This is a genomic window from Mesorhizobium sp. RCAM 05099 (genome assembly GCF_059683685.1).
Window position 1 is genome coordinate 2,974,621 of the sequence record NZ_CM185035.1, and the last position, 23,856, is coordinate 2,998,476.

General features: G+C 63.7%; 18 protein-coding genes. 11 read left to right on the top strand and 7 right to left on the bottom strand.

From position 1 onward, the window contains the following. Nucleotides 1–87 precede the first annotated feature (87 nt). A complete protein-coding gene (locus AC56QQ_RS14650; RefSeq protein WP_489862075.1) occupies nucleotides 88–1,560 on the bottom strand; it encodes an MATE family efflux transporter in 1,473 nt (490 codons plus the stop codon). A 263-nt stretch (nucleotides 1,561–1,823) separates the two neighbouring features. Here AC56QQ_RS14650 and AC56QQ_RS14655 point away from each other — a divergent pair, with 263 nt between their 5' ends. Then, nucleotides 1,824–2,612 (top strand): L,D-transpeptidase, encoded by a 789-nt coding sequence (locus AC56QQ_RS14655; RefSeq protein ID WP_497128145.1) that lies wholly within the window; start codon nucleotides 1,824–1,826, stop codon nucleotides 2,610–2,612. 55 nt (nucleotides 2,613–2,667) lie between these two features. Here the strand turns inward: AC56QQ_RS14655 and AC56QQ_RS14660 are convergent, their stop codons facing one another. Continuing rightward, nucleotides 2,668–4,146, bottom strand: coding sequence for an esterase-like activity of phytase family protein (locus AC56QQ_RS14660; protein WP_497128147.1), 1,479 nt, complete (start codon nucleotides 4,144–4,146; stop codon nucleotides 2,668–2,670). Between the two features lie 302 nt (nucleotides 4,147–4,448). On the opposite strand from AC56QQ_RS14660, the gene AC56QQ_RS14665 reads away from it, so the two are divergent. The 4 genes from AC56QQ_RS14665 (at nucleotide 4,449) to AC56QQ_RS14680 (ending at nucleotide 9,657) form a co-directional block, all read left to right on the top strand. Further along, entirely contained in the window at nucleotides 4,449–6,863 is a 2,415-nt protein-coding gene (locus AC56QQ_RS14665; RefSeq protein ID WP_497128149.1) for a GcvT family protein, read from the top strand. Nucleotides 6,864–6,875: 12 nt separating this feature from the next. Then, complete coding sequence (locus tag AC56QQ_RS14670; RefSeq protein WP_497128151.1) at nucleotides 6,876–8,429, top strand: trimethylamine methyltransferase family protein; 1,554 nt, start codon at nucleotides 6,876–6,878, stop codon at nucleotides 8,427–8,429. A gap of 102 nt (nucleotides 8,430–8,531) precedes the next feature. Then, nucleotides 8,532–9,287: a bestrophin-like domain gene (locus AC56QQ_RS14675; RefSeq protein WP_497128153.1), complete on the top strand. Its 756-nt coding sequence runs from the start codon at nucleotides 8,532–8,534 to the stop codon at nucleotides 9,285–9,287. A gap of 55 nt (nucleotides 9,288–9,342) precedes the next feature. Continuing rightward, nucleotides 9,343–9,657: a ferritin family protein gene (locus AC56QQ_RS14680; RefSeq protein ID WP_091580394.1), complete on the top strand. Its 315-nt coding sequence runs from the start codon at nucleotides 9,343–9,345 to the stop codon at nucleotides 9,655–9,657. A 37-nt stretch (nucleotides 9,658–9,694) separates the two neighbouring features. On the opposite strand, the gene AC56QQ_RS14685 is transcribed toward AC56QQ_RS14680, so the two are convergent. Further along, the gene (locus AC56QQ_RS14685) at nucleotides 9,695–10,720 is read right to left on the bottom strand and encodes a LacI family DNA-binding transcriptional regulator (protein ID WP_497128155.1); all 1,026 of its coding nucleotides are present in this window, start codon (nucleotides 10,718–10,720) and stop codon (nucleotides 9,695–9,697) included. Between the two features lie 195 nt (nucleotides 10,721–10,915). Here AC56QQ_RS14685 and AC56QQ_RS14690 point away from each other — a divergent pair, with 195 nt between their 5' ends. The 5 genes from AC56QQ_RS14690 (at nucleotide 10,916) to AC56QQ_RS14710 (ending at nucleotide 15,897) form a co-directional block, all read left to right on the top strand. Further along, nucleotides 10,916–11,950: a Gfo/Idh/MocA family protein gene (locus tag AC56QQ_RS14690; RefSeq protein ID WP_497128157.1), complete on the top strand. Its 1,035-nt coding sequence runs from the start codon at nucleotides 10,916–10,918 to the stop codon at nucleotides 11,948–11,950. Next, nucleotides 11,950–12,855, top strand: coding sequence for a sugar phosphate isomerase/epimerase family protein (locus tag AC56QQ_RS14695; RefSeq protein ID WP_497128159.1), 906 nt, complete (start codon nucleotides 11,950–11,952; stop codon nucleotides 12,853–12,855). Before AC56QQ_RS14690 ends, AC56QQ_RS14695 begins: the two co-directional genes overlap by 1 nt. Nucleotides 12,856–12,957: 102 nt before the next feature. After that, nucleotides 12,958–13,965 (top strand): substrate-binding domain-containing protein, encoded by a 1,008-nt coding sequence (locus tag AC56QQ_RS14700; RefSeq protein WP_497128161.1) that lies wholly within the window; start codon nucleotides 12,958–12,960, stop codon nucleotides 13,963–13,965. Nucleotides 13,966–14,053: 88 nt separating this feature from the next. After that, nucleotides 14,054–14,851 (top strand): ATP-binding cassette domain-containing protein, encoded by a 798-nt coding sequence (locus AC56QQ_RS14705; RefSeq protein WP_497129006.1) that lies wholly within the window; start codon nucleotides 14,054–14,056, stop codon nucleotides 14,849–14,851. Beyond that, nucleotides 14,848–15,897 (top strand): ABC transporter permease, encoded by a 1,050-nt coding sequence (locus AC56QQ_RS14710; protein ID WP_497128163.1) that lies wholly within the window; start codon nucleotides 14,848–14,850, stop codon nucleotides 15,895–15,897. The genes AC56QQ_RS14705 and AC56QQ_RS14710 overlap by 4 nt, the downstream gene beginning before the upstream one ends. 25 nt (nucleotides 15,898–15,922) lie before the next feature. Here the strand turns inward: AC56QQ_RS14710 and AC56QQ_RS14715 are convergent, their stop codons facing one another. The 3 genes from AC56QQ_RS14715 to AC56QQ_RS14725 are packed head-to-tail and all read right to left on the bottom strand — an operon-like array spanning nucleotide 15,923 to nucleotide 21,065. Further along, nucleotides 15,923–18,736, bottom strand: coding sequence for a DUF3131 domain-containing protein (locus tag AC56QQ_RS14715; RefSeq protein WP_497128165.1), 2,814 nt, complete (start codon nucleotides 18,734–18,736; stop codon nucleotides 15,923–15,925). Between the two features lie 2 nt (nucleotides 18,737–18,738). Further along, a complete protein-coding gene (locus AC56QQ_RS14720) occupies nucleotides 18,739–20,010 on the bottom strand; it encodes a glycosyltransferase family 2 protein (protein ID WP_497128167.1) in 1,272 nt (423 codons plus the stop codon). Next, nucleotides 20,007–21,065: an NAD-dependent epimerase/dehydratase family protein gene (locus tag AC56QQ_RS14725; RefSeq protein WP_497128169.1), complete on the bottom strand. Its 1,059-nt coding sequence runs from the start codon at nucleotides 21,063–21,065 to the stop codon at nucleotides 20,007–20,009. Before AC56QQ_RS14725 ends, AC56QQ_RS14720 begins: the two co-directional genes overlap by 4 nt. A 445-nt stretch (nucleotides 21,066–21,510) precedes the next feature. On the opposite strand from AC56QQ_RS14725, the gene AC56QQ_RS14730 reads away from it, so the two are divergent. Further along, the gene (locus tag AC56QQ_RS14730; protein ID WP_497128171.1) at nucleotides 21,511–22,860 is read left to right on the top strand and encodes a nucleotide sugar dehydrogenase; all 1,350 of its coding nucleotides are present in this window, start codon (nucleotides 21,511–21,513) and stop codon (nucleotides 22,858–22,860) included. A 14-nt stretch (nucleotides 22,861–22,874) separates the two neighbouring features. Here the strand turns inward: AC56QQ_RS14730 and AC56QQ_RS14735 are convergent, their stop codons facing one another. Next, entirely contained in the window at nucleotides 22,875–23,846 is a 972-nt protein-coding gene (locus AC56QQ_RS14735; protein ID WP_497128173.1) for an endo-1,4-beta-xylanase, read from the bottom strand. Between the last annotated feature and the right edge of the window lie 10 nt (nucleotides 23,847–23,856).

Consider the following 23,856-nt stretch of genomic DNA (forward strand, 5'->3'; position numbering starts at 1 on the left):
TGGCCCGCACTTTGTGCAGGCGGACCATGAGAGCCATTGAGTATTGCCTGGCCGGCGGTCGACGAACCCCCGCTGGTGCCAGATCGTTCAGCCGTTCGGTGTCTCGGGCGTCATATGCGCGCGCTGGCGTGGCACGCCAAGCCCGGTGTCCGGCGGCTCGCCGGCGGCCGGCCTGTTCTCGATCATGTGCATGGTGCGCCAGCGGCCGAAACGGTAGTAGGCCGCGGCCAGCATCAGCGACGTGATCGAGCCGGCTGGAAAACTCCACCACAGCGCCTCCTCGCCGATCACGCCGCGCATGAAATAGGCAAAGCCGGTGCGCACGACCAGCACAGAGATCACCAGGATGATCAGCGGCGGCATCACCGCACCCGTAGCGCGTACCGTGGCGAACAGCACGATGGTGATGCCGAACAGGATGAACGACCAGGAGGCGACCTTGTTGATGTGGGCGGCGATGTCGATCGCCGTGCTGTCGCTGCTCAGGAACAGGCTGAGGATCGAGCGATCGAAGACCCATAGCAGCGCGACGAGAGCGCCGGTCAGGACAAGGTTGAAGCCAACGCCGGAGGCGGCGATGCGGCCGATCCGGTCCCAGCGCTTGGCGCCGACATTCTGCGCCGCCATTGAGGAGACCGCCGCACCGATGGCGAGCGCCGGCATCTGGATGTAGGTCCATAGCTGGGCGGCGATGCCATAGGCTGCGGCGACCCGCGAGCCGTAGGAATTGACGATGCCCATCACGGTTAGTGCTGCCGCCGAGATGACGATCATCTGCAGGCCCATCGGCACGCCCTTGAAGACGACGATGCGCAGCAATGCGGGATCGGGCCGCAGCAAGGCGAGATTGGCGCCGGCCAGCCGCAACGGATGCTTGCGCGCATAGAGCACGACGAGGATGGCGATCACGCTCACCGTCTGGCCGATCAGCGTCGAGGTAGCCGATCCCGCGATCCCGAGTTCGGGAAACGGGCCGATGCCGCGGATAAGCAGCGGGTTGAGCACGATGTCGAGGACGACGGCGAGCGCCATGAAGATGAAGGGTGTGCGCGAATCGCCGGCGCCGCGCAGCACGGTCATGACGAAGGACAGAAGGTTCATCATCGGCACGGCGACGAAGATGATGCGCAGGTAGGAGCGGGCGAGCGGCAAGGCGTCGGCCGGCGTGCCGAGCGTGTTGAGGATGCCGTCGACCCAGATCCAGCCGCAGACCGCGAAGACGACCGAGACAAGGAAGAAGAAGGTGGCGCTGGTGCCGACGATGCGGCGGGCTTCGGGCAGGTCGCGGGCGCCGACCGACTGTGCCACCAGGATGGTCGCCGCCATGCCGATGCCGAACACCGTGCCGAGGATCAGGAACAGCACGAGGTTGGCATTGGAGGTGGCGGTCAGCGCCGCTTCACCAAGGAAACGGCCGACCCAGACGGCGTTGATCGAACCGTTGAGCGACTGCAGCACGTTGGAGCCGAGCACCGGCAAGGCGAACAGCAGAAGCGTGCGCGGGATCGGACCGCTGGTCAGGTCGCCGGTGCGCCGACGCGCGGGCATTTTTTCGTCCATGGCTGGCAACTCGGCGAAGCTTCCGTGAGTCCGGTTCGCGATGATCGCCGATTCAACGAGGCAGGTCGATGCGGCATCGGAAAAGATTGGCCTGAGATGATCTGGCGTGCCTCGATCCAATCATGTTCTCAAAGCCTCTGGAATAGGATATTGATCGTCGCCGCGTGGGGCCGCATATCTTTGTTTGAGCATGATCTTTCCGAAAACCGGTTTCCACTTTTCGGGATCATGCTCTGAAATCTGATGGATAGACCGGGGGGTTCATGTCCGATATTCCGCTTTTTTCTGAGCGCCTGAGCCGGCGCGCGTTTCTTGGTGCGTCCGCTTTGGGCGCGGCCTCCGTGGCTCTTTCGGCGTGCACCACGACGGAGGTGGTGACACCACCGGTGACAGCGCCGCCACCCGAGCCGGCTTTCGGCGATGCCGCAAGCATGTACGCGGCGCGCGTCGACGAGGGCTATCAACTGCCGGCAATCCCGGTGGCCAAGCTCGATCCGAAGTTCGTGCGCCAGATCGTGTCCGATCCGACCGGGGAAAAGCCCGGCACGATCGTCGTCGATGTCTCCGAGCACTTCCTCTATCTGGTGCGCGACGGCGGCAAGGCTATCCGCTATGGCGTCAGCCTCGGCAAGGCCGGTTTCGGATGGACCGGCAGCGCCGTGGTTCAGGCGAGGAAGAAGTGGCCGGTCTGGACGCCGCCACCGGAAATGATCCAGCGCCGGCCGGAACTGGCCAAATACAAGGACGGCATGCCGCCCGGCCCGCAGAGCCCGCTGGGCGCCCGCGCGCTCTATCTGTTCCGCGACGGCAAGGACACGATGTACCGGCTGCACGGCACGCCGGAGTGGGATTCCATCGGCAAGAACGCATCGTCGGGCTGTGTGCGCTTCATGAACCAGGACATCATCGACCTCTACAGCCGCGTCAATGGACCCGCGCCGGTCTTCGTGCGTCCCAACCTGTCGGCTGCCGGCAAGATCATGGCCGTGTCGAGCAGGACGGCCGATCCGATCGATGCCGGCGTGCCGAAGGACGCCGAGTTCTTGAAGTAAGCCTTCACCCTCTGCTCGGGCGGACGCGCCAAGCGCGCCCGCCCCGCAGTGATCGCTACTTCCTGGCGAGGCCTGGAAGCGTGACCTGATAGACCAGGAACATGGTGTCGACATTGGCGCCGTCATCGGCCTTGTAGGGCGCGCCGACCTGGAAACCGTCCTGTGTGAGGAAGTCGTTGTCGTTGGCGACGAACAGGAAATAGTCGTCGGGCAGCTTCGGGTCGAGCACGCTTGCGAGCGACATCGCCTCCCATTTCTCGGACAGGTTGTTGTGGTCGTTCGGCGCGCCATTGTGCAGGGCGAAGCGGCCAAGCTCGGCGTTGTCGTTGATGTCGATGAACGGCGTCAGCTTGGCTGGTGTCACCGAGGGATCAAGCACGCCCTTTGGCGCCACCGGCTTGTCGGCAGAGTCGAAGGCGCCGCCGGCGATGTCGGTTGCCGAGGAGAGATCGACGATGTTGATCTCGCGGTAGAGCGAGGTGTCGCCTTTCAGCCCCTGGCCGTTGTTGCTGTCGCGCGTGATCATCAGAAACGTCTGGTCCGAGAGCGCCACGATCTCGCTCTGCGCAGCGATTTTGGTCTTGCCCTTGGCATCGGTGAACACCGGCAGCGGCACGATATATTCATGCGCCAGTTTCAGATGGGCGAAGTCGGAGGCGTCATAGACCAGGGCGCGGGTGTTCTGGCGCGTCGAGCCGGAATCGCCGCCATCCTGCCTCGCCGCCGATTGCAGCACGGCGATCAGGAACTTGCCGTCCGGCGTCATCGCCATGCCTTCGAGGCCCTGGTTGTTCTGGCGGCCGGTGTCGGGATCCTTGGGATCGGGGTCGGTCGCGCCGGGGCCGGGGTTGTCCGAGGAGAAGTTCGGCGCGCCCTTGCGCATCGGCACCAGCGCCGCCGGTGGCTGGGTCGCCGACAGCAGGCGGCCTTCGGCGGAAAACCGGTAGATGTTGGGGCCATATTCATCAGAGATGAACATCGAGCCGTCGGGCAGCCGCACGATCGCCTCGTTGTCGAGGGCGAGCTTGCCATTGGTTGCGGCGGGCAGCATCGGCATGTCGCCGGCGGCCGGACGCACATCCGACAACGGATCGAGCCCGGTGGTGTCCGCGCCCTTGTCGTCGGTGAGAAGCAGGCTGTCGGCCAGCGTCGCCTTGACGCCTGTCTGCTCCTGGCCGGCAGCAGGAGCGGCGCCCGGCGCGACGGGGGAGAACTCGATGGCGATGGTGTTGAGGCGCGGCCGGTAGTCGGTGGTGCCGGCGACATTGTAGCCGCGATCCGGCAGTAGCCAGAGCGAGCCCTTGTAGCCAGCCGCATCATGCGTCCAGCCTGATGTGTCTATCGCCATGCCGGAGCCCGAGCCGAACGTCTCGCCGAACTTGTCGCGCAGACCGGCCGGGATGCGGCCGACGCCGACCAGGCCCTTGTTGACGAGGCCGCCGACGGTCGCGGTGCTGTCGGCGAGCGCCGGCGTCAAGGCGGTGAACAATGCCAGCGCGACGCCAAGCGACGCGGTTCGGTACAGGTGTTTCATGGATGATCCCTTGTGACAAAGCGAGCCGAAGCGGCCGAAGGATGAAAGCTGAAAGAGGCGCCACATCGACGATGCCGCGCGCGCCTCTCCAAAAACGGTCTACGGCGCGAACATGATGCTTGCATGACAGCGGGCCACGCATGCCCGCCGGCTTGCTCACGCGTCGATAAAACCGTGCGCTGGCGCCACAGGATTGGTCACCCGGTCACGCATGGTTCGACTAGGCATGATGTGTTTGCGTTGCACTAGACACTTATGTCCAGTGCATATATGGTGCCGCTTCTGACAGGGAGGGGGATGCGTTGAAATCGCGCTACCGTGCAGTCGTCATCGGAGGTGGCGTGGTCGGCGCCTCGGTGCTCTACCACCTGACGCGGTTCGGCTGGAGCGATGTGGCGCTGATCGAGCGCGCAGAGCTGACGGCCGGTTCGACCTGGCACGCCGCGGCCGGTTTCCACGCGCTCAACGCCGACCCCAACGTCGCGGCGCTGCAGGACTACACCATCAACCTCTACCGCGAGATCGAGGCCGAATCCGGCCAGGACATCGGCCTGCACATGACCGGCGGCGTCAATATCGCCAGTGATCCCGCGCGCTGGGAATGGCTGAAATCGGCCTGGGCGGTGTTCCAGTCGGTCGGCATCGAGACAGCCCGCCTCGTAACGCCGGAAGAGATCAAGGAAATCTGCCCGGTCGTCGATGTCACGGGTGTGCTCGGCGGCCTGCATGATTCCAACGAAGGTCATCTCGATCCCTATGGAACGACGCATGCCTATGCGGGCGCCGCGAAGAAGCGCGGTGCCGACATCATCCTGCGCAACCGGGTCGTCGAGCTGAAGGCGCGCGCCGACGGAAGCTGGGACGTCCTCACTGAACAGGGCACCATCGTCGCCGAGCATGTCGTCAATGCGGGCGGGCTGTGGGCAAAGCAGCTCGGCCGCATGGCCGGCGTCGACCTGCCGGTGACGCCGATGGAGCACCATTATTTCATCACCGAGGACATTCCGGAGGTTGCCGCTCTCGACAAGGAGCTCGGCCTTGCCGTCGATCTCGACGGCTTTTCCTATCTTCGGCAAGAGCGCAAGGGCGTGCTGCTCGGCGTCTATGAGCAGAACCCCAAGCACTGGAACATGGATGGCGCGCCGTGGGACTACGGCATCGAGCTGATCCCGGAAGATATCGACCGCATCAGCCCGGAGCTGTCCAAGGCCTATGAGCGCTTTCCTTGCCTGGCGACGGCCGGCATCCGCAAATGGGTCAATGGCGCCTTCACCTTCACCCCGGACGGCAATCCGATCGTCGGGCCAGTGCGTGGCCTCAGGAACTACTGGGTCGCCTGCGGCGTCATGGCAGGCTTCAGCCAAGGTGGTGGCGTTGGAAAATCGCTGGCCGAATGGATGATTTTCGGCGAGCCGCAAGCCGACATCTTCGGCATGGATATTGCCCGCTACGGCGCCTTCGCCGCCAACCGCTGCTATCTCAAGCAGACGACGCGGCAATTCTATTCGCGCCGTTTCGTCATGACCTTTCCCAATGAGCGGCTGCCCGCCGGCCGGCCGCTGAAACGCCCCGGCGCCTATGACGGCATGACGGCGGCGGGCTGCGAATGGACGGCGTCATGGGGGCTGGAAATTCCGGCCTATTTCGCGCCGATGGGGTTTGCCGAGAACACGACGTTGCGGCGCTCCAACGCCTTCGACATTGTCGGCGACGAGGCGCTGCAGGTGCGGCGCGCCGCCGGCCTCGTCGATATCTCGGCCTATTCGCGCTATGCCGTGTCCGGGCCCGGCGCGGAGGCATGGCTCGACCGGCTGCTTGCCTGCAGGCTGCCAAGGCCGGGGCAGGCGAGGCTCGCGCCGATGCTCGGCCATGACGGGCGGCTGAAGGGCGACCTCACCGTCTTCAACTGGGGTGGCGGCGACTATTGGCTGATGGGCTCCTACTATCTGCGTGAGTTTCACATGCGCTGGTTCGAGAGCCATGCGGCGGCGGGCGTCACCGTCACCGACCTTTCCGACACGATGAGCGGCTTCCTGCTGACTGGACCGAATGCGCGCAGGATCCTGGAACGCACGACGCATCAGGATGTGTCCGGCGCGGCACTGCCATTCATGGCCTGCGGCGCATTCGACATCGGCATGGTGCAGGCTCGCATGGCTCGGCTGTCGATCGCCGGCGAGCTCGGCTTCGAGATCAGTTGCCCGGTGACCATGCATGCCAGCCTGCGCGAGACACTGCTGGCCGCCGGCGAGGATCTCGGTTTGGCCGAGATCGGCTACTACGCGCTCAACGCGCTGCGGCTGGAGAAAAGCTTCGGCATCTGGTCGCGCGAATTCACGCAGGGCTACACGCCCGGCCAGACCGGTCTCGACCGCTTCATCGCTTTCGACAAGGGCGACTTCATCGGCCGCGCGGCGGCATTGAAGGAGCGCGATGGCGGCGATGCTTGCCAATGCGTGGTGACATTGGAGATCGATGCCATCGACGCCGACGCCAGCGGCTTCGAGCCGGTCTGGCACCGGGGCCGGCGTGTCGGCTTCGTCACCTCAGGCGGCTACGGCTACGCGGTCGGCAAAAGCCTGGCGCTGGCGCTCGTCGACCGCGATTTCGCGGGCGAGGGCACCGCGCTTTCGGTCCATATCATTGGCATAGAGCGGCCGGCGCGCGTCATCGCGGCCTCGCCCTACGATCCCCAGGGTAACGCGATGCGGCAATGAGGAGGATTTCCGATGATCGATGACGCGGCACGAGACAGCAGGCGCGAACGCCGGCGCGGGCGTACGGGCGAGGCCGGCAGCGAGAGCAGCCGCCATCCCAACTACCGTTCACTGAAGAACCCGTTCCTGCCACAGCCGATCTTTTCCGCCGATCAGGTCGCTTCGATTCACGACACGGCATTGCGCGTGCTGGAAGAGCTCGGCATCAAGGTGCTGCTGCCGCGGGCGCGTGAGGTTTTCGCCGACGCCGGCGCCCTGGTCGACCCGGACACCGACATGGTGCGCATCGGCCGCGACATGGTGACGGCGGCACTGGCCTCGGCGCCGAAATCGATCCTCGCTCATGCCGGTTCTCGGTCCCGCGACCTCAGCCTCGAACTCGGCTCGATGACCTTCCTGGCCGGATGCGGGGCGCCGAACGTCACCGATCTCGGGCGCGGCCGGCGGCCGGGAACGCTGGCCGATTTCGAGGACCTGATCCGGCTGGTGCAGCATTTCGACGTGCTGCATATGCTGGGACCGTGCATCGAGCCGCAGGATGTCGACAACCGTTTTCGCCATTATGCCGTCAACCGCGCGCAGCTGACGCTGTCCGACAAGTTTCCGTTCGTCTTCGCGCGCGGCACGCCGCAGGTCGAAGACGGCTTCGAGATGCTGCGGCTGGCGCGTGGCCTGTCGGAGGACGAGTTCCTGGCAAATGCCCATTGCTACACCGTCATCAACACCAACTCGCCGCGCCAGCTCGACATTCCGATGGCGCAAGGCATCATCGATTTCGCCAGGGCCGGGCAGGTCTCCGTCATCACCCCGTTCTGCCTGGCGGGGGCCATGGCGCCGATCACGGTCGCCGGTGCGCTGACGCTGCAGCATGCCGAAGCGCTGGCCGGGCTGACGCTGGCGCAGATCGTGCGGCCCGGCGCGCCGGTCGTCTACGGCTCCTTCTCCTCCAATGTCGACATGAAATCGGGTGCGCCCGCCTTCGGCACGCCGGAGCACGTCAAGGCGACACTAGGGGCCGGCCAGCTGGCGCGCTTCACCGGCCTGCCGTGGCGGTCGGGCGGCGGCAGCGCGGCGAACATCTCCGACGCACAGGCGGCGCACGAGACGCAGTTCGCGCTGTGGGGTTCGGTGCTGGCCGGAGCGACGATGTGCATTCATGCCGCCGGCTGGCTGGAGGGGGGCCTGAGTGTCTCCTTCGAGAAGCTGATCACCGACATCGAGGCGCTGCAGACGGTGGCTGAACTGTGTGCCGCGACGCCTGGCGACACCGATACGATCGGCTTCGAGGCGATCGCCGAAGTGCAGCCGGGCGGCCATTTCTTCTCGGCCGGCCACACGATGGCACGCTACCGCACCGCTTTCTATGAGCCGCTGGTGGCCGACTGGTCGAATTTCGGCAACTGGACGCAAAGCGGGTCGAAGACGGCAAGCGAGCGCGCCACCGGTGTCTGGAGACGCACACTTGCCGATTTCGTACCGCCGGCAACGGCTGCCGCCACATCAGGCGTGCTCGACGAATTCATCGCGCGGCGCACCGCAGAGGGCGGGGCAGCACCGGTGTCGTGAGGCGCGAGTAGCCGCCAGAGACCCCCGCGCCTGCCGCAACTTTCGCGGTGCGATGGGTCCTTGCCATTGGCAATTGGCGCATGCCGTGCAGAAATGAGCGGCATGCGCGAAGCCTTGATCGCAGTGATGATTTTCCTGTGCCTGGTGGCGGCGCCGCTGGTCAGCATGGCGGTCTGGCCCAAGCTGCCGGCCAGACATCGCGATGACGACACCAACAATGTGGTCCGGCTTGCCGCCAACCTGTTCGGGGTGATGACCTCGCTGGTGCTCGGCCTGATGATCAACTCGGCCAAGAACACCTTCGAGTCGGTCGATCACAATGTGCACGCCTATGCGACGGAGCTGATCCTGCTCGACAGGACCTTGCGCCAGTATGGCCCGGAAACCGACGCGGTGCGCCAGCCGTTGGTCGCCTACGTGCAGAGGGTGGTGGCCACCTCGTCACAGACGAGCGAAACGCCTATCGTCGCCAACCAGCTGTCCGAACGTCTGCTGACGGAGATCGGCTCACGGCTGAATGCGCTGACGCCGCCCGACGCTGTCCGTGGCTCCCTTCTGCAGGATGGACGCCAGCGCCTGCAGAAGGTGCTGGAATTGCGCTGGATTCTGGTCGAGCAGTCGGAAGGTGCGATCCCTTGGCCGCTGATTGCCATGCTGGTTGCGTGGCTGGCGCTGATCTTCGCCAGTTTCGGGTTCAGGGCACCGAAGAATGCGATCACTGTCGCAACCTACGTTGTTTCGGCCGTGCTGATCGCCGGGGCACTCTACCTGATCCTCGACATGGACGTGCCGTTCTCCGGCCCGATCCAGATTTCACCGATGCCGCTGGAGAGGGCGCTGGCGGAATTGCAGCGATGATGCGGAACCGCGCGACATTCCCAGGCATTCATGGGGATGAACCACGGAGGACGACATGGGTTTCGACCAGTATCACGAACCGCCTGAAGAACTGTCGCAGAAGGTACGGACCTTTGCCCGCATGATCACCTCGCTGATCGAGGAGGCGGAAGCGATCGGCTGGTACGAACAGCGCATGTCGGTGGAGAAGGACCCGCAGGCGCGCGCCATCATGAAGAACGCGCAGGGCGAGGAGTTCAAGCATTTCGGCATGGATCTCGAATTCCTGCTGCGCCAGAAAAAGGACTGGCGGGCGGAACTGAAGGAAATCCTGTTCACCACCGGCGATATCGTCAAGGCCGGCGAGAGAGGCGAGAAGAAGGTGGATTGAGGCCGCCGGCCTTTGACGCGGCAGCCGCTGTGTCAAATCAATCGCTGTCGCGCGCCACCAGTTCCAGCGGCCAGACCTCGCGGATGATGCGGGGACCTTCCGGACCGGCGAAGGCCGGGATCGAAGCCAGCAGCATTTCGGCCAGCCGCTGTCCCATCGGCTCCAGCGACGGACGGAAGGCTGTCAGCGCCGGGGAAAAATAGCGGCAAAGCGGCGTGTCGACGATGACGATCACTGCAATATCATGGCCGGGCCGGATGCCCATCTCGGCCAGCGCCTTGCAGCCGCCGAGCGCCATGGCGTCATTGTTGAAGATGATGGCGGTGGGCCGATCCTTGGAGAGCATTACGTCCGCCGTCACCTGATAGCCGCCGGCCTCGTTGATGAAGCCGTCGGCGATCAGGCCGGGGTCGACTTCAATGCCGTGCCGCTCCAGCGCCTTGCGATAGCCGTCCAGGAACAGGTAGCCGAAGTTGAGATCGTGCGAAGGGCGGATGGCAGCGATGCGGTGATGGCCGCGCGCGACCAGCCGGTCGACGGCTTCATCACCCGCCCTCTCGAAATCGATATCGAGCGAAGGATAGGTGTCGCCGCCGGATTGACTTCGGCCAAGCGTTGCAAAAGGAAAGCCGGCCTTGCTGAGATAATCGATCCGATCGTCTTCCCGCCGTGTGTTGGCCAACACAACCGCGTCGGCTCGGCGCGTCTCAACCACACGGCGCAGCCTCTCCTGCTGATATTGGCCGGGCTCACCCATGACGACCATCAGATCCAGGTCATAGTCGGCGAGCCGCGCCTGCAGACCAGTCAGGAACGGGATGAAGAACGGTTCCCCATATTGCTGGTCGCCGGGATGCGGCTGCAGCATGAAGGCGATCGAACGGGTGGCGCCCTGGCGCAGGCTGCGGCCGGATTGGTTCGGCGAATAGTTGAGCTTTTTGGCCGCTTCGAGCACGCGCTGGCGGGTGTCGGCATTGACGTCGGCGCGGCCATTCAGCGCCCGCGACACGGTGCCGATCGAAATGTTCAGGTGACGCGCAAGGTCGTGGATGCTGGACGCCAAGGACAGTTCTCCCCCGACCCTTGGCTAGCACCGGCTGCCGCTCAGGCCAAGGCTTCGGGATGATTTTCGCAGGCAGCCGATTGACATTCTACGCTATCGGGTGTGTTCTCGTAAACGTTTACGGGAAAACGTTTACGGTGATGCCGTGAATGCCGTGACATTCGGTCTGGAGGGACCGGACGGGAGGAATGCCGGATGATGAATGTCGTCCTCGTCGGCTGCGGAGCGATGAGCAGGCAGTGGCTCGATGCCGCCAGGCAGATCGACGGGCTTGCCATTGTCGGCCTTGTCGACCTCGACGCCGAACGGGCGAAGGCGAGGGCGCGCGAATACGATCTCACCAGGGCCGTCATCGGCACCAGCCTCGACGCGGTACTCGATCAAACCAGGCCCGACGCGGTGTTCGATGTCGTGGTTCCCGCCGCCCGGCGCGAGGTTGCGTTCTCCGCCTTTGCCCATCATTGCCATTTGCTGACGGAAAAACCGCTCGCCGACAGTCCGGAGAATGCGCGCGCCATCGTCGAGGCCGCGCGCCAGGCCGGGCATGTCCATGCCGTCGTCCAGAACCGGCGCTATGTCGCCAATGTCAGGCGCATCAGGCGCTTTCTCGACTCCGGCGCCATCGGTGCCGCGACCAGCATCCATGCCGAGTTTTTCGTCGCGCCGCATTTCGGCGGATTTCGCGAGGAGATGGCGCATGTGCTGCTGCTCGACATGGCGATCCATACATTCGACGCCGCCCGCTACATGGTCGCCGGCGAACCGGCCAGCGTCTATTGCCTGGAATGGGAGCCGGCCAATTCCTGGTACCGGCAGGGATCGTCGGCAGCCGCGGTCTTCGATCTCGGCGGCGGCAAGCGGTTCACCTATGCCGGTTCCTGGTGCGCCGTCGGCTTCCGCACCAGCTGGGAAAGCACATGGCGCATCGTCGCCGAGCGCGGCAGCCTCATTTGGGATGGCAACGACGCGCTAAAGGCAGAGGTGGTGGTGCCGGGCCGCGACGGCTTGTTCGACAAAATCGAGGCGATCGAGGTTCCGCCGCTCGATCCCGCCGACCGCATCGGCGGCCATCTCGGCATCATCCAGGATTTCATGCGCGCGATCGAGACCGGCACCGAGCCGGAGACGCGCGGCACCGACAACATCAAGAGCCTGGCCATGGTCTTCGGCGCCATCGAGAGCGCCGAGACCGGGCGCCGGGTGGCGATCCCCACACAGGAAGGACAATGATGCCAAACCCGCTTCTCGACATCCGGATCGGCACCATGGTGCGGGCCAACCTCGACGATCCGGCCGCCTACATCAAGGCGATCCTGCCGCTGGGATTCGAGAGCATCCAGCCCTTCTTCTGGCAGACGCTGGGCGGCAAGGACCTGCCGCGCCTGGCCGGTCAGATCCGCGAGGCGATCGGCGATGCCGACGTCACAATGTCCTCGATCGGCGTCTTCGGCAATCCGCTGGAGAGCGGCGATGTCGATCGCGGCGTGCTCAAGGCCCGGGAAACGGTGATCGACAACGCGCATCTGTTCGGCGCCTCGACGGTCAGCGGCTTCACCGGTCGCCTCCGCGGCAAGCCGCTGCCGGAGAGTCTGCCGCGCTTCAAGGAAGTGTGGGGGCCGCTGGCAAAACGCGCCGCCGACAAGGGCGTGCGGATCGCTTTCGAGAACTGCGCCATGGACGGCAACTGGGCTGGTGGAGACTGGAACATCGCCCACAACCCGGACGCCTGGGAGCTGATGTTCAACGAATTGCCCGACGAAAATCTCGGGCTGGAATGGGAGCCCTGCCACCAGCTCGTCTACCTGATCGATCCGATCCCGCAAATCCGCAAATGGGCACCGCGCATCTTCCATGTCCATGGCAAGGACGCGACGGTGCGCTGGGACGTCATCCGCGAGCACGGCGTGTTCGGCCGCCTGCCGTTCGTGCAGATGCGCACGCCTGGCTTTGGCGACAGCGACTGGACGCGGGTGATCAGCGAATTGCGGCTGGCCGGGTACAAGGGCGCCATCGACATCGAGGGCTGGCACGATCCGGTCTATCGCGGCGACCTTGAAATTACCGGTCAGGCGCGGGCGCTGGATTATCTCAAGCAATGCCGGGGAGGTGCCAGCTACCTGCAGAATCCGGCGTGAGTGCGGGCCGGCGGGAGGGCCGGCCAGCGAAGATTGCGGCGCATTGCCGAAGCGATCGTCCAAAACCCTCGGCTAGCGAGGAAACAAAGGGAGGATAAGTGCATGAGCATGACGATGAGAAGGACACTTCCGCGCTTGACGGTCGTGGCTGCCGCCACGGCGCTCGCCGCCGCAATCTCGACCCCGCCGGCGCAGGCGCTCGACGCCCAATGGTGCAAGGACGTCCATATCCGCTTCTTCGTCGGCGGCGCCGAGGGCGACGCCTTCGGCACCATCGTCTACAATGGCGCCAAGCAGGCGGCCGCCGATCTCGGCCCGAAGGTCGACTACATCTTCTCCGGCTGGGACGTCGAAAAGATGGTGCAGCAATTGCGCGAGGCGGTAGCGGTCAAGCCCGGCGGTATCGCCATGATGGGCCATCCCGGTGATGACGCGATCATGCCGCTGGCCCAGCAGGCGCACAAGGACGGCATCAAGATGATGTACCAGAACGTGCCGGTGCCGAAGGTGACGGCGGCATTCGGCGGCGGCTATGTCGGCGCCCAGCAGGAGCAGCAGGGCCGCGCGCTCGGTGCCGAGGCGTTCAAGCTGGCCGGGCTGAAGTCCGGTGACAAGGCGATCATGATCGGCCCGTTCGACAATGAGAGCCGGGGCGCACGCGAGCGTGGGACGGTGGCCGCGCTGAAAGAGGCCGGCGTCGATGTCATTCAAATCAATTCCGTACCCGAGTGGGCAGCCGATCCGAATCTCGCCATCCCGGTGATCACCGCGGCACTGCTCAACAATCCCACTGTGAAGGCGGTCGGCTATCCCGGCGGGCAGATGCTCGGCAATGTGCCGACCTACATGCAGGCCGCAGGGCGGAAGCCGGGCGATGTCTTCAATTTCGGCTTCGACACCAGCCCGCAGATCGTCGAGGGCTTCAAGGGCGGATGGGTGCAACTGACAGCCGACCAGCAGCCGTTCCTGCAGGGCTATCTGCCGATCCTCAGCCTTTGCCAGCAAGTGGTGCTGGGGCTGGCGCCGATGAATGTCGACACCGGTGCCGGCTTCGTCACGCCGCAGAACTACGAGATCGTCTCAGAGCTCGCCAAGCAGGCGCTGCGCTGACCTCCCAAGGCTGCCGGCCGGGCCGAGCCCGGCCGGCAGGACCGCCGGTGAAGATGTACGGCAACCAACAATGAAAAGCGAGGATCCGATGGCCGAACGCATCATCGAACTGCGCGACATCAGCAAGTCCTACGGCCATGTCTATGCACTGGGCGGGGTCAATCTCAGTGTCGACCGTGGCGAGGTGGTCGGCCTGATCGGCGACAACGGCGCCGGCAAGTCGACGCTGATCAAGATCCTCTCCGGCGTGGTCAAGCCGACCAGCGGCGAGATCCTCATCCGCGGCAAGCCGGTGACGGGATGGAGCGCGGCGCGCTCGCGCGAAGCCGGCATCGAGACGGTGTTCCAGGACCGGGCGCTGGCGGTGCAGCAGACGATCGTGCGCAACATCTTCATGGGCCGCGAACTCACCGGCTGGCTCGGCTGGCTGAAGGTCAACAAGGAGATCGAGGAGGCCAGCCGGCTGATGCGCGAGATCGGCTTCACCTCGAAAGTGTTCACGCCGCATTCGATCGTCGGCCAGCTTTCGGGCGGCGAGCGCCAGGGCGTGGCGATCGCGCGGGCCATCTACAAGCAGGCGGAACTGATCATCCTCGACGAGCCGACGACGGCACTGTCGCTGACCGAGACCGCCAAGGTCTTCCATTTCGTGCGCCAGGTGCGGACGAGCGGCCGCTCGATCCTGTTCATCGGCCACAACATCCACCACGTCTTCGACATCGCCGACCGCTTCGTGGTGATGGACCGCGGCAAGGTGGCGCTCACCGCCGACCGCAGCGAGGTCAAGTCGGCGGAAGATCTCATCAATTTCATGGAAGACGTAGCGCATCCCGGCGGATTGCCGGGATTGCACGAGGCCGGTGACGTGGGGAGCGCAGCGCTATGAGCAAGACCATGGAACCCGATCTGCAGAATCCTCTGGGCCTGTCGCACGGCGAGCCAGCCCGGAAAGAGTGGAAACACCCGTCCGATCACTGGCTGCGCGGTTTCGTCATCGACAACCGCGCGGCACTCGGCACGCTCGGCGTGTTCATCGTCATGATGGCGGTGTTCATGATCGCCAACCCGACCGTCTTCACCACCTGGTATCTCTACAGTTCCGTGCTGACCACGCTGCCGGTGGCGCTGTTCGTGGTGGTGCCTCTGGTCTTCGTCGTCACCTGCGGCGAGATCGACCTGTCGTTTCCGGCAACGATGGGTTTTGCTTCCTGGGTCTTCGCGCTGGTCGTGCAGGCCGGCTACGATCCGTTCCTTGGCATCGCCGCCGCGCTCGTCACCGGCATGCTGCTCGGTTTCCTGGTCGGCTCGCTGGTCGTCTATGGCGGGCTGTCATCGCTGATCGCCACGCTCGGCATGAATTTCCTGTTGCGTGGGCTGATCCAGATCATCAACGAGGGCAAGTCGATGGCGCTGACCAGCCTTGCCGACAGCTGGGCCTACAAGATCTTCTCCAGCCAGGTCTATGGCATTCCGGTGCAGATCTTCTGGGCCATCGCCTTCGTCGTGCTGTCGGCGATGCTCTATAACCGCCACCGCTTCGGCGCGCAGGTGAGGGTGGTCGGTGACAACCCCGACAGCGCCCAGCAGATGGGCATCGACGTCAAGCGCGTCCGGGTCAAGGTGTTCGTCTTTGTCGGCATCGGCGCGGCGATCGCCGGCACCTTTTCGGTGATGATCAACTTCACCTGGTGGCCGACCGCCGGCGACGGCTATCTCTTGCCGGTGCTGGCCTCGGTGTTCGTCGGCGGCACGCCGACCTGGGGCGGCATCGGCACCGTTGTCGGTGGCGCGATCGGCGCCGTCACGGTCTCGTTCATCCAGACCGGCGTCGTGGCAGCGGGCTTGAGCGGCTTCTACGTCCAGTTCTTCAACGGGCTGATCATCATCCTGTCTCTGCTCGGCCATAAATGGAACCAGGCGCGCTATCGGTGAACAGCTGCCCGGAAGGCACCGGCCGCTAGGCTGCCCCTTCGGAAAGCAGGAGCGGCTTTCTACCGCCAAGGATATAGGCGACGGCCTCGAGGATGATGCCGTTGGTGTTGATGTCGGTCACGGGGACGGCTTTGCCCGTCTTTTCCGAAATGCCGGAGGAGAATCCCATGCTGGGCATTTTCGCCTTGTTCCTGATCAGCTCGACGAGGGTACTCGAATAGTCGCCGGGACGCGCCGCATGCCAGAGATATGCACCCTTGGCGCTGACCAGGCGCAATGAATCAGCAAGTTTGGCTGCCTTGTCGGGCGACGAGGTTTTCTGCGTATCGACGGTGAAGGTCCCTCCATCGTTGGTCAACTGATAGCCCTGGTAGGTGAAGTAGGGCGCGCCGGCCATGGCGGATTCGGTGACGCAGGTGGCTATTCCGGTTTCGCGGTAGCGCTTGAGCTGAGCCGCATAGAGGATATCGGCCATCAGGCGGCCATGCGGCGAACCGCCGAGCTCGATCTCCTCGGTGACATGCGGTTCGGTGGCGATGCGGCCCCGGCGCTGGATTTCCGTCAGCGCGAGAACCGCGTCGTCCATGCTGTGGCCGGGATCCGTCGTGCCGAAGACAGGCTTGATCTCTTCGCCCCAGAGGCTGTAGCCGCGACCGGCATAGCCGGCATAGCTGTTCGCATGGACCGACGAGATCCGGCCTTTGTCATTCACGACATGCATTTCGCCGCCCTTGAGCACGGGCTTGAAGGACCAGCCGGACACGAGATCGAAAACAGGGAATGCGCCGGCTGTGTAGTTGTCGAGAATCTTGAGGGCAATCAGCAAGCGTCCGGTGTCGGCGCTATCGAAGCCGTCGCGCTGGCCGTCCTGCGGTTTCAGCGCCCGCTCGGTGTGGGGCAGTTTTCCGCCCGCATAACGGAAGTTCGTCTCCCCCAGGAACGCAATGATGCGGCTGATGGTCGTCTCGAATTCCGCTTGGCCGATGATGCCCAGGCGTTCTGCCGACAAGGCGGCGAGGATGTGCGATCCCACGTCCCACATCGTCGTGAACGGATAACCCGTCTGCTTGCCGAACTCGACCCATGAGGTGGCCGGGACCATGCCGTTGTAGTTCTTCGCGCCCCAGTCGAAATAGCTCCAGGCCAGGGCCGCGTCCGCCTTCAGCACGCCGTCGTCCAGCGGATACGGATCCGGCCTCTTCCAGTCGCGCACGGATACATCGGCGCGCGCGCTTCGAATGAGATCGACCTTGGGCATCGCCGGACTGACGGCGCGGTAATATTCGTCGAAGTTCACGAGTTTCGTGCCGCGCTGGCTGGAAAGCTCGGCCAGCATGTCCAGGATCAATGCCTGCTTTTCAGGCGTATTGGCGGTGCCGGGATGGATGCAGAACACCGCATCGTTCTCGGTGCCAAAATAGTCGAGCACTTGCTGCTTGGTGAAATAGGGAAGGTCGGGGGTCCAGGCCTTCTCGAATTTCATCGTGTTCGAGACATGCAGGATGCCGCGTTTGTCGAGGCCGCTGAACCGGCGCAGATCGCCTTTTTCGGCGCTGAAAACCGGCGTCCCGGTGGCAGCCAGCGCATTCAGCGTGTTGTCGTCGAAGGCGTCGTTTGGCGGGATGTAGGAGGTCGGGAACTTGCCCGTCGAGCGATAGACCTCGCTTATGCCGTCCCTGATCAGGTCGAAATTCTTTTGCGACGAATTGCCGAGCAGTTCCTGCGGCGTGTGGTTCCAGCCATGCGCGGCGATGTCGTAGTGCTTTTCCGGCAGCATGGCGCGCAAAAAGGCCTTGCTCTTTTCATCCTTGGACAAAAGGCCCGACCGCGGCGAAGGGATTATCGCATCGGTAACGGGGTAACCGTCCTCGATCAGCCCGTAGACAAAAGCCATGTGGCTCGGGTCGGTGTCGGTGTCCAGCCTGAGATCATCGACCCGGACGACGATGAGGCGGCTGGTCTGCTTGCTCTGGACGTAGAGTTTCTTCGGCAGAATGCCCCGTACCTTGCCCGTCGATATGGCGGAAAGAACTGCTTGTGCGACATTGGCCGCGTAATCCGCGAGATCGCCGTCGCCGAGGGCTGCCAGCGCCGCGAACGGGACATCGATAACGATCGGGTTACCGCCGGCAGCCAGGCCGGCGATGTTCGCGCCGAGGGTCTGCACATCCATTGGTCCCGCACCGGCGACCGCCGGTCTGGTCGAGGTCAGGGCGGAGGCGAAGACGTTGACCAGGTCGGTGGTGGTGCTCCAGTAGCCGCCATCGTCGGGCTGCAGCCTGACCTTGTCCTCGAGCCCGCCACGCAGCCTGATGAGCGAACGGATTCCGGCCGCGCGCAGCGACGACGCGTCCTGGTGCGAGCGCAGCGGCGAATTGGTTGTCATCGTCAAAGCCGTGATCACGGCCTTCGACTGATATCTCTGGTATTCGTTGACCAGATAGGAAAACGCGGCCTGGATGTCGCTGGCCTGCCGTGCCTGGAAGTACGGATCGTCCGACGTGATGGTGTTTGTGTGCGCGCCGAATTCGATACCGTCCGTATTGAGCAAGGCCATCTGGCGCAGCCATTTGGCCACCTCGGAATTGTAATCGAGCAAATTGCCCGCGGGATCGATGGGCGCGACCGTGACAAGGATCGGCACCTTGCGGGTCAGGAACGCATCGGTGAGCGCTGCGAGCCGGGCAGGCTTTGCCGTGGCATCGAGCCCGCTGATCGTCACGATCAGCGGGTTGGGCAATTTCTCTGCGGCCTCGGTTCGCGAAATGCCGTTGCCCGCCAATGCCAGCAGCGGCATCGCCAGGCCACCAAGAACAGCGGTGCGACGGGTTATGTTCATCTCTACCTCCCTGCGGGAATGGCCGCCGTGTACCGTTCCGGACTGACCCAACGGCCATCGGATTGCACGGAGAATGACTTGAACAGCGCGCGCAGGAAGAGCGCTGCGTCGAGAAGTCGAATGACCGGGAACGCGATACCGTAGAGGAGCATGCTCGGCCGGCATTCGATGACCGCCACAACAAAGGTGAGCGCGTAATCGACGGCGAGAAACAGTGCCAGGAGGCCAAGCGGCGATACGGGGTGCACGGCGAGTTCGCTTAGCGAGAGGGCCGGTGTTTCGAAGCCGGTCGCCAAATAGAGGATGGCGGCCAAGGGGAGCGCCAGCGCAAACAGCGAGATGACGAGCAGTTCGGCAAGCAGACCGCCCAGTGATAGCCAGAAGCGGCTCGGCCAGACCCCGTGGCGCCGCACTGTCTGCCAGAAACCGAGATACCAGCGCTGAACCTGCTTGCGGTAATCGTTGAGGGTGAACGGATCTTCCGAAGAGCACCGCGCCCTGGGCGAATAGGCAACGCGGCCCAGCCCTTTGCGCTGGACCTCGAAGGTCATGTTGAAATCCTCGATGACAAGGCCGGGCGCCGTGATGTCGATCTGGCGAAGGGCGCTCGCGCGGTAGATGCTGGCGAAGCCGGGCGCGATGTAGCTGACATTCGTCCATTTCCAGGACTGCCCGTACTGGAACGCCGTCTGCAGGATCCGGTAGAGGCGTGTCCTGTATGCCGCATAGAGCATATCCATGCTCGGCCAGCGCTGTTCGCGCCAGCGCGACAGCACGTGGCCCGCCACTGCCGCCACGTTCGGATCATCGAACAACGGCAAGGCATGTTCGAAATAGTGCCGGTCGATTTCCGAATCCGCGTCCTGGATCAGCACGGCCTGGTAACGATCGCACAGGCGATAGTGGTTGATCGCCTTGTCGATCGCCTTGGCCTTGCCACCATTCGGCTGGATGTCGAGCGCCCTGCAGCCGGCGGCGCGCGCGATGGCGACGGTGGCGTCACGAGAGCCGTCGCTGGCGACGAAGATCTGTCTTGCGGGAATGATCGCCGTCAGCGCCGCAATGCATTTCGGCAGTGCGATTTCCTCGTTGTGGGCCGGGATGACGACGGCGACATCGGCGATGCCGATGGCGGTCGGATTTTCGAAACGTCTCCCAGAGCCGATCTCGACGACGAACCTGACGAGGCCGACCGTGCACCAGAACGCGATGTTGATGCCGAGCGACGCGCTCAGCACCATCATAAGGACGTTGGCCGCGGCGACGTCGGTCATGGCAAGGTCTGCCACTGCTGATCGGGACCGGAGGAGCGACGTTCGACCAAGGCGGGACGTTTGACCTGGGGGGCGGTTTTCGTGACCCGACGGGCCTCGATGGACGCCAGCAGATCCCGGTGGCTTTGGCGAATGCCGTCCGCGAGTGCCACCTGCTGGCGCCAGCCCAGCGCCTGTATCTTGGTGGTGTCGGGCCAGCGGCCACGATGATCGGCAATGAAGTGTTTTTCGAAGACGGCCTTGCCGAGAAGACCGGTTGCTGTTTTCACCAGCTCGAACAACTCGCGGATGGTGATCTGCGTGGCGCCGCCGATGTTGTAGACCTCGGCGCTCTCGCCCTTCTCCATCACCGTCAGCAGGCCGCGCACGAGATCGTCGACATGCAGGAAGGTGCGGGTCTGGCTGCCATCGCCATAGATCGGCACCGGCCTGCCGGCGATCAGCCGCGATAGCATCTGCGGGACGACACGCTGGTCGTCCGGCGACATCGCGGGACCGTAGGTGTTGAAGATGCGCACGATGCGAACGTCGACATTGTGCTTGCGCCCCCAGAAGCGGGTCAGGGCTTCGCCGAAGCGTTTTCCCTCCTCATAGGGACTGCGCGGGCCGACCGGATCGACCTTTCCGACATAGCTTTCCGGCTGCGGGAAAATCTCGGGGTCGCCATAGGCCTCCGCCGTGCTGGCAAAGAGATATCTGGCCCTCGACCGGCGAGCGACCTTCAGCAGGTTCAGCGCACCGAGGGACGAGGCCATCAGCATTTCTTCGCCGAGCAGCGCAATGTTGGGAACGCCCGTCGGACAGGCCAGGTTGTAGACGTGGCTGTAGCGGCGACGCAGCAGGCGATTGCATGAAGCGGTATCGGCAATGTCGAGCTTCAGGAAACGGAATTTGGGATACCGCGCGAGATCCGCGACATTGGATTTTCGACCAGTCGAAAAGTTGTCGGCACAGTCGACGGAGGCGCCCTGTTCGAGAAGGCGGCGGGCAAGGTTGGTTCCCACAAACCCGGCTCCGCCAGCGATCAGGCACCTGAGCTCTTTGGTTTTATTCATATGAGCAATCCAGCATTGAGTGCGGGGGAAATCGCACCTAGTCGTTGTGCGCTTTTCGCATGGAAAGAACATTTCCACAGGCAATGCAACTAATCGTTAACGATATGGTCAACGGCTTTGGTTAATTACGTCTCTGTAATCATTATGTTTTTTTTAATAGCCGGCATTACATGAGCTATCTTGCAACAAAGGTGTCCGAAAATGGAACACCGATGAAGCTTGACAAGCCGATGCGTCCGTAGCAGCCGAAAAGCTCGTTTTCCCACCTCCTGCGCCGTTCCCAAGGCGGGAATCCGTTCCAGAATTCAAACTGGCACAAAGGTTGCGCTTTGCCCTGTGGGCGCGAACCGCGACGCCAGGCAGCTTGTCCAGCTTCCCCGGCATCGCGGCTCGCAAAATTCAGGATACAGCGTCGAAACACGTCGCTGTGAGCAGGAGGCGTGACATGACCGTACTGGTCGGGCAATCGCGAGGAGCGGTGCTCCTTTCAAAATTGGAAATGCGTACAGCCACGATCGGCGTCGTGGGTCTCGGCTATGTCGGCCTGCCGTTGGCGGCGGCGACGGCGCGCGCCGGCTTCAAGGTGATCGGCTTCGACGTCGACAACAGCAAGGTCGAAAAGCTGAGGACCGGCCGCTCCTATATCGGCGCGGTCACGGACGAGACGCTACAGTCCGTCATGTCGGACGGGTCGTTCAGGCCGACTTCCGACTTTGCGGTTTTCGCTGAATGCGATGTCATATCGATATGCGTGCCGACGCCGCTGACCAAGCAGCGCGAGCCCGACTTGTCCTTTGTCGAGAACACGACGCGCGCCATCGCGGCGCATTTGAGAAAGGACCAGCTGATCGTTCTTGAATCCACCACCTATCCCGGAACCACGGATGAGGTGATGAAGCCGATCCTCGAAGCGGGGGGCTATCGATCGGGGAGGGATTTCTTTCTCGGCTATTCTCCCGAACGCGAAGATCCGGGCAGCGCCGGATTCGAAACCACGACCATTCCCAAGGTTGTCGCCGGCGATGGTCCGGTCGCGGCCGCGCTGGTCGCGCAGTTCTATGGCGCGATCGTCGACAAGGTCGTTCCTGTTTCAAGCATCAAGGTCGCCGAAGTGGTGAAGCTCACCGAGAACATTTTCCGGGCGGTCAATATCGCCCTGGTCAATGAGCTCAAGGTGATCTACGGCGCCATGGGCATCGACATCTGGGAAGTGATCGAGGCGGCAAAGACCAAGCCGTTCGGCTACATGCCTTTCTACCCCGGGCCCGGGCTCGGCGGCCACTGCATACCGATCGACCCGTTCTATTTGACATGGAAGTCGCGTGAATTCGAAGTGTCGACGAAATTCATCGAGCTCGCCGGCGAGATCAACGTCTCCATGCCACACTACGTGATGTCGAAGCTGACGGAAGCACTCGACACGCATCTCGGCCTGCCGCTCAGCCAGGCATCCATCCTCATCGTCGGCGTCGCCTACAAGAAGAACGTCTCCGACGTTCGTGAAAGCCCGGCGCTGAAGCTGATCGAATTGCTGGAAACGCGCGCCGCCGACATCGCCTATCACGACCCTCACGTTGCGCGCATCCCAAAGACCCGCAAGCACCCGACACTTGCCGGCAAGAACTGCATCCGGCTCAGCCGTGATTCCATCGGCGCCTATGACGCCGTGGTCATCGTCACCGATCATGATGGGATCGATTACGGCTTGCTGGCCAACCATTCGCGGCTGATCATCGACACGCGCAACGCCATGCAGCGCAACGGCATTGTCTGCGATCGGGTGGTCAAAGCCTAGTCCGGCGACGGCTCTCAGCGTGGCGGTGCGTTCAGCAATGCGCGCACCACCGCGTCAAAAGCCGGCTTCGGCTGAAGCCGTTCGTCGAACAGCGCTGGTCGCGCCTTGCCGGATCGGCGCCTTTCCCGGGTCTGGCGCCGAACCACCCAATTGTCGAAATCCGAGATACCCCAGAACACCAGGCGCTTGACGGCGGGTCGGCTCAATACCGCTGCCAGGAACTCTTCGTAGTAGGCCGCGACTTCACTGTCGCGGACCGCAATGTCGGCGGGCATGGTGGAGTCGTTGACGTCGAGTTCCGAAATGAAGACGTCGAGACCGAGATCCGCCAACCGGTCGATGAAGCGCACTGTGGATTCAGCCGACGCCTTGTGCATCGACGACAGATGGCCCTGGATGCCGATCGCATGCAGCGGGCTGCCCATGACCTTGATCTGCTCGACCAGCCGCAACATGTTGTCCCGCTTGGCCTGAGACCAGTCGGTGGCGCATTCCAGATTGTAATCGTTGAGGGCAAGGCGCGCGGCAGGGGCACAATCCCCGGCGAGTCGCAGGCAGTGATCGATGAACCTCAGCCCGAAGGTCTGGACGAAAAATTCGTCGCGCAACGGTGCCTGCTCCCCGACGATCTCGTTGAAGACATCCCACGAGACCGCCTGGGGGTAGTGTTGCATGACATCGCCGATGAAGCCGCCATAGCTGCGCTTCACCCGCTCGAAGTTTTCACTTTGCGCCCAGCGGATCGGCTCTTCGTGCCAGAACAGCGTATGGCCGTGGAATGCCATGTCGTTGGAAGCCGCGAAACCAGCGATCGCATCCGCGGGACCGAAATTGTACGGCGCGGCACGGCGTGGGCGCAGAAATCGCGGCTTCAACTGCCATTCGGGCACGATCAGCCGGCAGTGATGCGCAAGCAGCCGGCGATACAGCGGATCGGAATGTCCGGAAAAGGCGCAGCCGATCTCCAGCCCACGGGACTTTCCCAAGTCGCCGAGC

Excerpts from the sequence above, each read along its gene's own strand:
- AC56QQ_RS14690 (WP_497128157.1), top strand. The coding sequence starts at position 10,916 with ATGATGAATGTCGTCCTCGTCGGCTGCGGAGCGATGAGCAGGCAGTGG.
- AC56QQ_RS14695 (WP_497128159.1), top strand. The coding sequence starts at position 11,950 with ATGCCAAACCCGCTTCTCGACATCCGGATCGGCACCATGGTGCGGGCC.
- AC56QQ_RS14680 (WP_091580394.1), top strand. The coding sequence starts at position 9,343 with ATGGGTTTCGACCAGTATCACGAACCGCCTGAAGAACTGTCGCAGAAG.
- AC56QQ_RS14730 (WP_497128171.1), top strand. The coding sequence starts at position 21,511 with ATGACCGTACTGGTCGGGCAATCGCGAGGAGCGGTGCTCCTTTCAAAA.
- AC56QQ_RS14655 (WP_497128145.1), top strand. The coding sequence starts at position 1,824 with ATGTCCGATATTCCGCTTTTTTCTGAGCGCCTGAGCCGGCGCGCGTTT.
- AC56QQ_RS14715 (WP_497128165.1), bottom strand. The coding sequence starts at position 18,736 with ATGAACATAACCCGTCGCACCGCTGTTCTTGGTGGCCTGGCGATGCCG.
- AC56QQ_RS14720 (WP_497128167.1), bottom strand. The coding sequence starts at position 20,010 with ATGACCGACGTCGCCGCGGCCAACGTCCTTATGATGGTGCTGAGCGCG.
- AC56QQ_RS14710 (WP_497128163.1), top strand. The coding sequence starts at position 14,848 with ATGAGCAAGACCATGGAACCCGATCTGCAGAATCCTCTGGGCCTGTCG.
- AC56QQ_RS14705 (WP_497129006.1), top strand. The coding sequence starts at position 14,054 with ATGGCCGAACGCATCATCGAACTGCGCGACATCAGCAAGTCCTACGGC.
- AC56QQ_RS14670 (WP_497128151.1), top strand. The coding sequence starts at position 6,876 with ATGATCGATGACGCGGCACGAGACAGCAGGCGCGAACGCCGGCGCGGG.
- AC56QQ_RS14725 (WP_497128169.1), bottom strand. The coding sequence starts at position 21,065 with ATGAATAAAACCAAAGAGCTCAGGTGCCTGATCGCTGGCGGAGCCGGG.
- AC56QQ_RS14660 (WP_497128147.1), bottom strand. The coding sequence starts at position 4,146 with ATGAAACACCTGTACCGAACCGCGTCGCTTGGCGTCGCGCTGGCATTG.
- AC56QQ_RS14650 (WP_489862075.1), bottom strand. The coding sequence starts at position 1,560 with ATGGACGAAAAAATGCCCGCGCGTCGGCGCACCGGCGACCTGACCAGC.
- AC56QQ_RS14675 (WP_497128153.1), top strand. The coding sequence starts at position 8,532 with ATGCGCGAAGCCTTGATCGCAGTGATGATTTTCCTGTGCCTGGTGGCG.
- AC56QQ_RS14700 (WP_497128161.1), top strand. The coding sequence starts at position 12,958 with ATGAGCATGACGATGAGAAGGACACTTCCGCGCTTGACGGTCGTGGCT.